An 8,506-nucleotide genomic window follows, 5' to 3' on the forward strand; every position below is an offset into this window, starting at 1 on the left:
CCTCGAAAGGCGTGGTTACGCGATGGGGCGGTCGGTTGGGTGGATTGGGACGGGGAGGACGTTGCGGTTGGTTAGGTAGTGGTCTACTCCCGCTGCTGCTGAGCGGCCTTCGGCTATCGCCCAGACGATCAGCGATTGGCCTCGGCCCATGTCTCCCGCCGCGAAGACTCCGTCCACACTGGACATGAAGTGCTCGTCGCGGGCCACGTTGCCTCGCTGGTCCAGCGCCACTCCCAGGTCGTCGAGCAGACCCGCGCGCTCCGGGCCGACGAAGCCCATCGCTAGCAGTACCAGCTGCGCTGGCAGTTCCTGCTCGGTGCCCTCCACCGGCTCGAATCCGGCGTCCGTGCGGCGCACCTCCACCAACCGCAGCGCCCGCAGCCGACCCGACTCGTCACCCAGGAATTCCTGGGTGTTCACCGAGTACAGGCGCTGGCCGCCCTCCTCGTGCGCCGAGGAGATCCGGTAGATCATCGGGTACGTCGGCCACGGGTGCTGCTCGCCGCGCGATTTCGGCGGCATCGGCATGATCTCCAGCTGGGTCACCGACGCCGCGCCCTGCCGGTGCGCGGTGCCGACGCAGTCCGCGCCGGTGTCACCGCCGCCGATGACGACCACGTGCTTGCCCTCGGCGTCGATCGGCGAGCGCGCCAGGTCGCCCTCCTGCACCTTGTTGGCCCACGGCAGGTACTCCATCGCCTGGTGCACGCCGTCCAACGCGCGCCCCGGGACCGGCAGGTCGCGGGCCTGCGTCGCGCCACCGGCGAGCACCACCGCGTCGTACTCGGCGCGCAACTGCTCCACCGTGACGTCCACGCCCACGTTCACGCCGGGGCGGAATTCGGTGCCCTCGGCCCGCATCTGCCCCAGCCGCCGGTCCAAGCGGCTCTTCTCCATCTTGAACTCCGGGATGCCGTAGCGCAGCAGTCCGCCGATGCGGTCCGCCCGCTCGTAGACCACCACGCTGTGGCCCACGCGGGTCAGCTGTTGCGCCGCGGCGAGTCCGGCGGGCCCGGAGCCGACCACCGCGACCTTCTTGCCCGTGCGGGTGCGCGGCAGCTGCGGCTGGACCGAGCCGGTGTCCCAGGCGCGGTCGATGATCGAGATCTCGACCTGCTTGATGCTGACCGGGTCGTCGTTGATGCCGACCACGCAGGCCGTCTCGCACGGCGCGGGGCACAACGTCCCGGTGAACTCCGGGAAGTTGTTCGTGGCGTGCAGCCGCTGCGCGGCCTCCGTCCAGTCGTCCCGCCACACCAGGTCGTTCCACTCCGGGATCAGGTTGCCCAGCGGGCAACCCTGGTGGCAGAACGGGATCCCGCAGTCCATGCAGCGACCGGCCTGCTTCTGCAGCTTGGACTGCTCGAACTCCAGGTAGACCTCGCGCCAGTCCTTGATGCGCACGTCCACCGGACGACGCTGCGGCACTTCGCGCGGCGTCGTCATGAACCCCTTGGGATCAGCCATGTGCGGCCTCCATGATCGCCTCGTTGACGTCGCGCCCGTCGCGTTCGGCGGCGCTGCGGGCCGCGAGCACCCGCTTGAAGTCCTTCGGCATGACCTTGCCGAAGCGCTCGACCGCGGTGTCCCAGTCGGCCAGCAGCCCGCGCGCCACCTGCGATTCGGTCTGCTCGTAGTGCCGCCGCACCCGGTCGTGCAGGAACTCCCGGTCGGCGTCGTCGAGCGGGTCGAGGTCCACCATCTCGGGGTTGATCCGCTTGGTGTCCAGGTCCAGCAGGTAGGCGATGCCGCCGGACATGCCCGCCGCGAAGTTGCGCCCGATCCCGCCGAGGATCACCACCCGACCACCGGTCATGTATTCGCAACCGTGGTCGCCGACGCCTTCGACGACCGCCACGGCACCCGAGTTGCGCACGCAGAACCGCTCGCCGACCACGCCGCGGACGAACATCTCGCCGCTGGTCGCACCGTAGAGCAGCACGTTGCCCGCGATGATGTTCTGCTCGGCGGCGAACGGCGCCGATGCGTCCGGGCGCATCACGAGCCGACCACCGGAGAGACCCTTTCCGGCGTAGTCGTTGGCGTCACCCAGCAGCCGCAGGGTGATACCGCGCGGCAGGAACGCGCCGAAGGATTGCCCGGCTGAACCGGTGAACGTCACGTCGATCGTGTCGTCCGGCAGTCCTTCACCGCCCCACCGCCGGGTCAGCTCCGAGCCGAGCATGGTGCCGACCGTGCGGTTGACGTTGCGCACCGGCATGTCCAGCCGCACCTGGCTGCCTTCCTTCAGCGCACCTTCGCACAGCTGGATCAGCGTGTTGTCCAACGCTTTCTCCAGGCCGTGGTCCTGCGCGGTGGTCTGGTGCCGCGCCGCGCCCGCGGGCAGTTCGGGGACGTGCGTGATCGGTGCGAGGTCCAAGCCCTGGGTCTTCCAGTGCCGCACTGCCTCCGAGGTGTCCAGCAGGTCGGCGTGCCCGATCGCCTCGGCCATCGACCGGAAACCCAGTGCTGCCAGGTATTCCCGGACTTCCTGGGCGACGAACTCGAAGAAGTTCACCACGTATTCGGCCTTGCCGGTGAACTTCTCACGCAACTGCGGGTTCTGGGTCGCCACACCCACGGGACAGGTGTCGAGGTGGCAGACGCGCATCATGATGCAGCCGGAGACCACCAGCGGAGCGGTAGCGAAGCCGAACTCCTCCGCACCCAGCAGCGCCGCGATCAGCACATCGCGGCCGGTCTTGAGCTGGCCGTCGGTCTGCACCACGATCCGGTCGCGCAGGTCGTTGGCCAACAGCGTCTGCTGCGTCTCGGCCAATCCGAGCTCCCACGGACCACCGGCGTGCTTGATCGACGACAGCGGCGAAGCACCGGTGCCGCCGTCGTGGCCGGAGATCAGCACCACGTCGGCGTGCGCTTTGGACACACCCGCGGCGACCGTGCCGACCCCGACCTCGGACACCAGCTTGACGTGGATCCGCGCCCGCGGGTTGGCGTTCTTCAGGTCGTGGATCAGCTGCGCCAGGTCTTCGATCGAGTAGATGTCGTGGTGCGGCGGTGGGGAAATCAGGCCGACACCCGGCGTCGAGTGCCGGGTTTTGGCCACCCACGGGTACACCTTGTGCCCCGGCAGCTGACCGCCCTCGCCGGGCTTGGCGCCCTGCGCCATCTTGATCTGGATGTCGTCGGAGTTGACCAGGTACTCGCTGGTCACGCCGAAACGGCCGCTGGCCACCTGCTTGATCGCCGAACGCCGCGAATCGCCGCCTGCGTCCGGGGTGAACCGCTCGGCGTCCTCGCCGCCCTCCCCGGTGTTGGACTTGCCGCCCAGCCGGTTCATCGCGATGGCCAGCACCTCGTGCATCTCCTGGGAAATCGACCCGTAGGAGATGGCGCCGGTGGCGAATCGCTTGACGATGGCGGAAATCGGCTCGACCTCGTCGATCGGTACCGGTTCGCGCACCCCCTCGCGGAACTTGAACAACCCGCGCAGGGTCATCAGCTCCCGCGACTGGTCGTCGACCGCCTGGGTGTACTCCTTGAACACCTCGTAGCGTCCGGTGCGGGTGGAGTGCTGGAGTTTGAACACCGTCTTCGGGTTGAACAGGTGCGGCTCGCCTTCCCGCCGCCACTGGTACTCGCCGCCGACCTGCAACGTCCGGTGCGGGGCCTGCACCCCGTCGGACGGGTAGGCGCGGCGGTGCCGCGCGGCGACTTCCTGCGCCAGCACGTCGAATCCGACGCCGCCGAGCCGCGAAGTGGTGCCCGTGAAGCACTGCTCGACGACTTCGTCGCCAAGTCCGATCGCCTCGAAGATCTGCGCGCCGGTGTAGGAGGCCACAGTGGACACTCCCATCTTGGACATCGTCTTGCGCACGCCCTTGCCCAGCGCCTTGATCAGGTTGGCGGTGGCCTGCTTCTCGTCCACCCCCTCGATGGCGCCGCTGCGCACCAGGTCCTCGACGGTCGCCATCGCCACGTAGGGGTTAACGGCGGCGGCCCCGTAACCGATGAGCAGAGCGACATGGTGCACTTCGCGGACGTCACCGGCTTCGACGATCAACCCCACCTGGGTGCGCTTCTTCTCCCGCACCAGGTGGTGGTGCACGGCACCGGTGGCCAGCAGCGACGGGATCGGCGCGTGCTCGACGTCGGCCGCGCGGTCGGAGAGCACCAGCACGTGCGCCCCGCCTTCGACCGCCGCGGAGACCTCGTCGCAGATCTCGTCGAGCCGGGCGCGCAGCGCCTGCCCGCCACCGGCCACCCGGTAGGTCGACTGGATCACCGCGGGCTTGAGGCCCGGCCGGTCGCCGTCGTCGTTGAGGTGCACGATCTTGGCGAGCTGGTCGTTGTCCAGCACCGGGAACGGCAGCACCAGCTGGCGGCAGGCGGCCGGGTGGTGGTCGAGCAGGTTGTGCTCCGGCCCGACGTGGGTGCCCAGCGAGGTGACCAGTTCTTCCCGGATCGCGTCCAGCGGCGGGTTGGTGACCTGCGCGAACAGCTGGGTGAAGTAGTCGAACAGCTGCCGCGGCCGTTCGGAGAACGCGGCGAAGGGCACGTCGTTGCCCATCGAGCCGATCGGCTCGGCGCCGGTGGTGGCCATCGGCTTGAGCAGCACGCCCAGTTCTTCCTGCGAATAGCCGAAGACCTGCTGGCGGTGCACCAGCGAGTCGTGCGAGGGCAGCTCGCGTTCGCGCTCCGGCAGGTCTGCCAGGTGCAGCACGCCGGCGTCCAGCCATTCCTGGTACGGGTATTCGGCGGCGAGTTCGCCCTTGATCTCGTCGTCGTCGATGATCCGGCCCTTGTCGGTGTCGACCAGGAACATCCGGCCGGGCTGCAACCGGCCCTTGCGGACCACCTTGTCCGCGTCGACCTCCAGCACGCCGACCTCGCTGGCCAGCACCACCAGACCGTCTTCGGTCACCCAGTAACGGCCCGGTCGCAACCCGTTGCGGTCCAGCACCGCGCCGATCTGGGTGCCGTCGGTGAACGCCACCAGCGCCGGGCCGTCCCACGGTTCCATCAGGTAGTTGTGGAACTCGTAGAACGCGCGGCGCGCCGGGTCCATCTCGTCGTGGTTCTCCCACGCCTCCGGGATCATCATCAACACCGCGTGCGGCAGCGACCGGCCGCCCAGGTGCAGCAGTTCCAGCACCTCGTCGAAGGTCGCCGAGTCGCTGGCCTCCGGTGTCGCGATCGGGTAGACGCGCTGGAGGTCACCGGGGATCAGGTCGGTGGCCAGCATGCTTTCGCGGGTCCGCATCCAGTTGCGGTTGCCCTTGAGCGTGTTGATCTCGCCGTTGTGCGCGATGAACCGGTACGGGTGTGCCAACGGCCAGGACGGGAAGGTGTTGGTGGAGAACCGCGAGTGCACCAGCCCGATCGCGCTGGCGAAGCGCTCGTCGGTCAGGTCGGGGTAGAACGCGGCGAGTTGGGCCTCGGTCAGCATCCCCTTGTAGACGATGGTGCGCGCCGACAGGCTCGGGAAGTACACGTCGGCTTCGTGTTCCGCGCGCTTGCGGACGCAGAACGCGCGCCGCTCGAACTCCAGCGCCGTCTCGCCGTGCGCGCCATCGGCACCGTGACCGAGGAAAAGCTGGCGGAAGCTCGGCATCGTCGTGCGCGCCGCTGTTCCGGCGCAGTTCGGCTGCACCGGAAGTTCGCGCCAGCCCAGCAGCCGCAAACCTTCCTCGGCCACGATCCGCTCGATGTTCGCCACGGCCTGCGCCGCGTCGTCGGCCGCGGCGGGCAGGAACGCGGTGCCCACCGCATAGCCGTCGCGTTCGGGCAGGTCGAAGTCCACGACCGCGCGGAAGAACTCGTCCGGGATCTGGGTCAGCAGGCCGACCCCGTCCCCGGTTTCCGGGTCCGCACCCTTGGCACCGCGATGCTCCAGGTTCCGCAACGCCGTCAGCGCTTTGCCGACCAGGTCGTGGCTGCGCCGACCGCGCAGGTCGGCGACGAACGCGACACCGCACGCGTCGTGTTCGAAGGCCGGGTCGTAAAGGCCCTGGGCAGCGGCGCCGCGCTGCGCCGAGTTTCTTGCATGGTGGGAATGGGGCATCGGACCTCCCGTCGTCAGGCCGCGGGCCGCAGCAGGGCATGACTCACCCACTGCGATCCGGCAAGAACCTTTGGGGGCACTGACAAAAGGATGCGCCGTTGCACTCTTGGTCAGTTTGAGGCACTCTACATAGCGAGCGCCAGGAAAGCTACTGTTAAGTAACACGAAGTTAAGCGAAGATGACGGCGCTCCCAGTCATTGAGACACCGTTGTCGCAATCCCGTGAGTCCGGGGAATTCTGCACCACAACATTGTCCATACGCGACTGTTAACCCGTCGCGAGTGGCATTGTTCACGATCTTCTTGCGGACCGCCAAATCACTGCTCAACCGCTTCGGATTCGGTTCAGAACCAACCGTTTTCGTGATCGCGGGAACACGTTGCGTACACGAACCCGAAATTCACCCGAATGCCAATGGGTTCATCACGCCGACCGTCCAAAGTCGAGCCGGTGCAACGCCGAAAATCCCGGGTCAACGGCTAATCCACGCGGCTGGATCAGCGCGGGAGCGCCGCCGGTTCCAATGGTTCTTCCGGCGTAGTGGATCGCGGTTGATTTCGGGCAAAACGACCGAGCAATGCCAGCAGCACCAACCCGAGCAACAGGTAGGGATTGCCGAACAGGTGCTGCAGCGGGTTCCACGGCGGGCCGGTGGGCAGCATCCGGAACGACGCGACGAGCACGGTCACCAACGTCACCCCGGCGACGAGCAGCCACCCCGGACTGCGCAGCCGAACGGCGTATCCGAGCATCACCAGCAGTGCCGGTGCGCACCACACCCAGTGATCCGACCACGACGTCGGCGACACCAGCAGCGCCAGCAGGCCGTTCGCCGCCACCGCCAGCACCGGCTCGACCCGGCGAATCGCGAACACCACGACAGCCGTGCAAGCCAGCGAAAGCACCAACCAAAGCGCGTTCTGCGCCGCGCTCGGCAGTTCCAGGCGGGCGAGCCCGCCCATGATCGACTGGTTGGTGTGGAAGGCGGATCCGCTGACCCCGTGCGCCGGGCCCTTGCCGAACCAGTACTCCACCGCCGCCTGGTAGTTCAGCGCGAAGCCGACCAGGGTGCCGCCGAATGCCGTCAGCACCGCGGTCCGGGCGGCGCGGAAATCCCCGCGAAACAAGAAGAACAGCAGGAATGCCGCTGGGGTGAGCTTGATCGCGGCGGCGATGCCGATCAGCAGTCCGCGGGGCCAGCGCGGGTTGCGCGCCAAGCAGTCGACGACGGCCAGTCCCATCAGCGCGATGTTGATCTGCCCGAGCCCGAACGAGGCGTAAACCGGCTCCAGGAACAGCGCCCACGGCAGCAACGCCATCGCCACCGCGAGCGCGGCCCGCTTCCCCACCACCGGCCACATGTGGCGGGTGACCAGGTACAAGGCCGCGCCGATGGCGAGCAGATCGACGATGTAGAGCGCGAGGAGCCCGGCGACGAACGGCAGCAGCGCGAACGGCAGCAGCGGCAGCAGCGCGAACGGCGGATACACCCACGGCAGCACTCGCCCGATGCTGACGGTCGGGGCGGTGTTCATGATGTCGCCACCGGCGAGCCAGGTGTGCACCGCCCAGCGGTACACCTGGTAGTCGATGCCGGAGCCGGGCACCAGTCCGGCCCGCCGCAGCAGCACCAACAGCACGAACGACGCGACCAGTAGCGGGATCGAGACCCCGATGATGGCGCGGGAGTGGTTCACGACGAAACCGCGAAGCCGGTCCGGGAGGTTGCCGAGGTTCAGCACAGCATGGCCGGACTCGAACTGCACCGTGGCCAACTGGGTCCTCTCGATCAGGCGACCGACATCAACCACCGGTACGTGATCGACCGATCACGCCGAGTTCGCCCGGCCGCGGGAAACACCAGTGAAGAACCGAAAGACTCTAACCCACCAGGAGCAGGCCCCGGCACGCGCCTCGCCGCAGCACAACGGGTTATGGCGCGGTTCCGCCGAGTGAATCCAGCGCGCTGGCCAGCAACTCGCCCAGCCTCCGCCGCTTGGCGGTGAGCGCCCCGGAGGGCAGCGCCTCCCGCGTCGGTTTTTCCGAAGTGCTTGATTTCTCCGAATTCGACTCTGGAAACTACGACGCAGGCGTGGTCGACCGGATCATCGCCCGCTGACCACCGCGGAGGACAAGGGCATGGAGATCAGAGCCGAAATGGTCGCCAGCGTCGGGAAGGTGCTGGTCACCGAAGGCGCCACGGTGAGGGCCGACGAAGAACTGGCGGTCCTCGAATCGATGAAGATGGAGATCCCGGTGCTCAGCGAATCCGACGGAGTGGTGACCCGCGTTGCCGTCGCGGAAGGCGACACAGTAGCCGAAGGCGACCTCATCGTCGTCGTCTCAGCCGCGTAACCGCGTGGTGGGGGGGGGGGGGGCCGGGGGGGGGCCCGGGGGGGGGGGGCGGGGGGTTCTTTATCAGTTCGGGTTGACGTTGTCAAGGGTTTGAGGATGGGTTGTGTGATCTGTCCACAGGGGAT

The 8,506-nt window shown here is 68.0% G+C and carries 5 protein-coding genes; 2 read left to right on the forward strand and 3 right to left on the reverse strand.

The features are described from left to right. Positions 1 to 15 precede the first annotated feature (15 nt). The 3 genes from MOQ72_RS09470 to MOQ72_RS09480 all read right to left on the reverse strand — a co-directional run bounded on the left by MOQ72_RS09470 (position 16) and on the right by MOQ72_RS09480 (position 7,837). Positions 16 to 1,467, reverse strand: a complete 1,452-nt coding sequence (locus MOQ72_RS09470) for a glutamate synthase subunit beta (protein ID WP_242182063.1) — start codon at positions 1,465 to 1,467, stop codon at positions 16 to 18. Continuing rightward, positions 1,460 to 6,025 carry a glutamate synthase large subunit gene (gene gltB, locus MOQ72_RS09475; RefSeq protein ID WP_242182065.1) on the reverse strand — a complete coding sequence of 1,522 codons (4,566 nt, stop codon included), beginning with the start codon at positions 6,023 to 6,025 and terminating at the stop codon, positions 1,460 to 1,462. Before gltB ends, MOQ72_RS09470 begins: the two co-directional genes overlap by 8 nt. A 498-nt stretch (positions 6,026 to 6,523) precedes the next feature. Further along, positions 6,524 to 7,837, reverse strand: coding sequence for a glycosyltransferase family 87 protein (locus tag MOQ72_RS09480; protein WP_242182067.1), 1,314 nt, complete (start codon positions 7,835 to 7,837; stop codon positions 6,524 to 6,526). Positions 7,838 to 8,022: 185 nt separating this feature from the next. On the opposite strand from MOQ72_RS09480, the gene MOQ72_RS44395 reads away from it, so the two are divergent. Then, positions 8,023 to 8,145 (forward strand): hypothetical protein, encoded by a 123-nt coding sequence (locus tag MOQ72_RS44395; protein WP_277953780.1) that lies wholly within the window; start codon positions 8,023 to 8,025, stop codon positions 8,143 to 8,145. 20 nt (positions 8,146 to 8,165) lie between these two features. Next, the gene (locus MOQ72_RS09485) at positions 8,166 to 8,381 is read left to right on the forward strand and encodes a biotin/lipoyl-binding carrier protein (protein ID WP_242182069.1); all 216 of its coding nucleotides are present in this window, start codon (positions 8,166 to 8,168) and stop codon (positions 8,379 to 8,381) included. Positions 8,382 to 8,506: the final 125 nt, after the last annotated feature.

The sequence above is a fragment of the Saccharopolyspora soli genome, assembly GCF_022678645.1.
Classification (GTDB): domain Bacteria; phylum Actinomycetota; class Actinomycetes; order Mycobacteriales; family Pseudonocardiaceae; genus Saccharopolyspora; species Saccharopolyspora soli.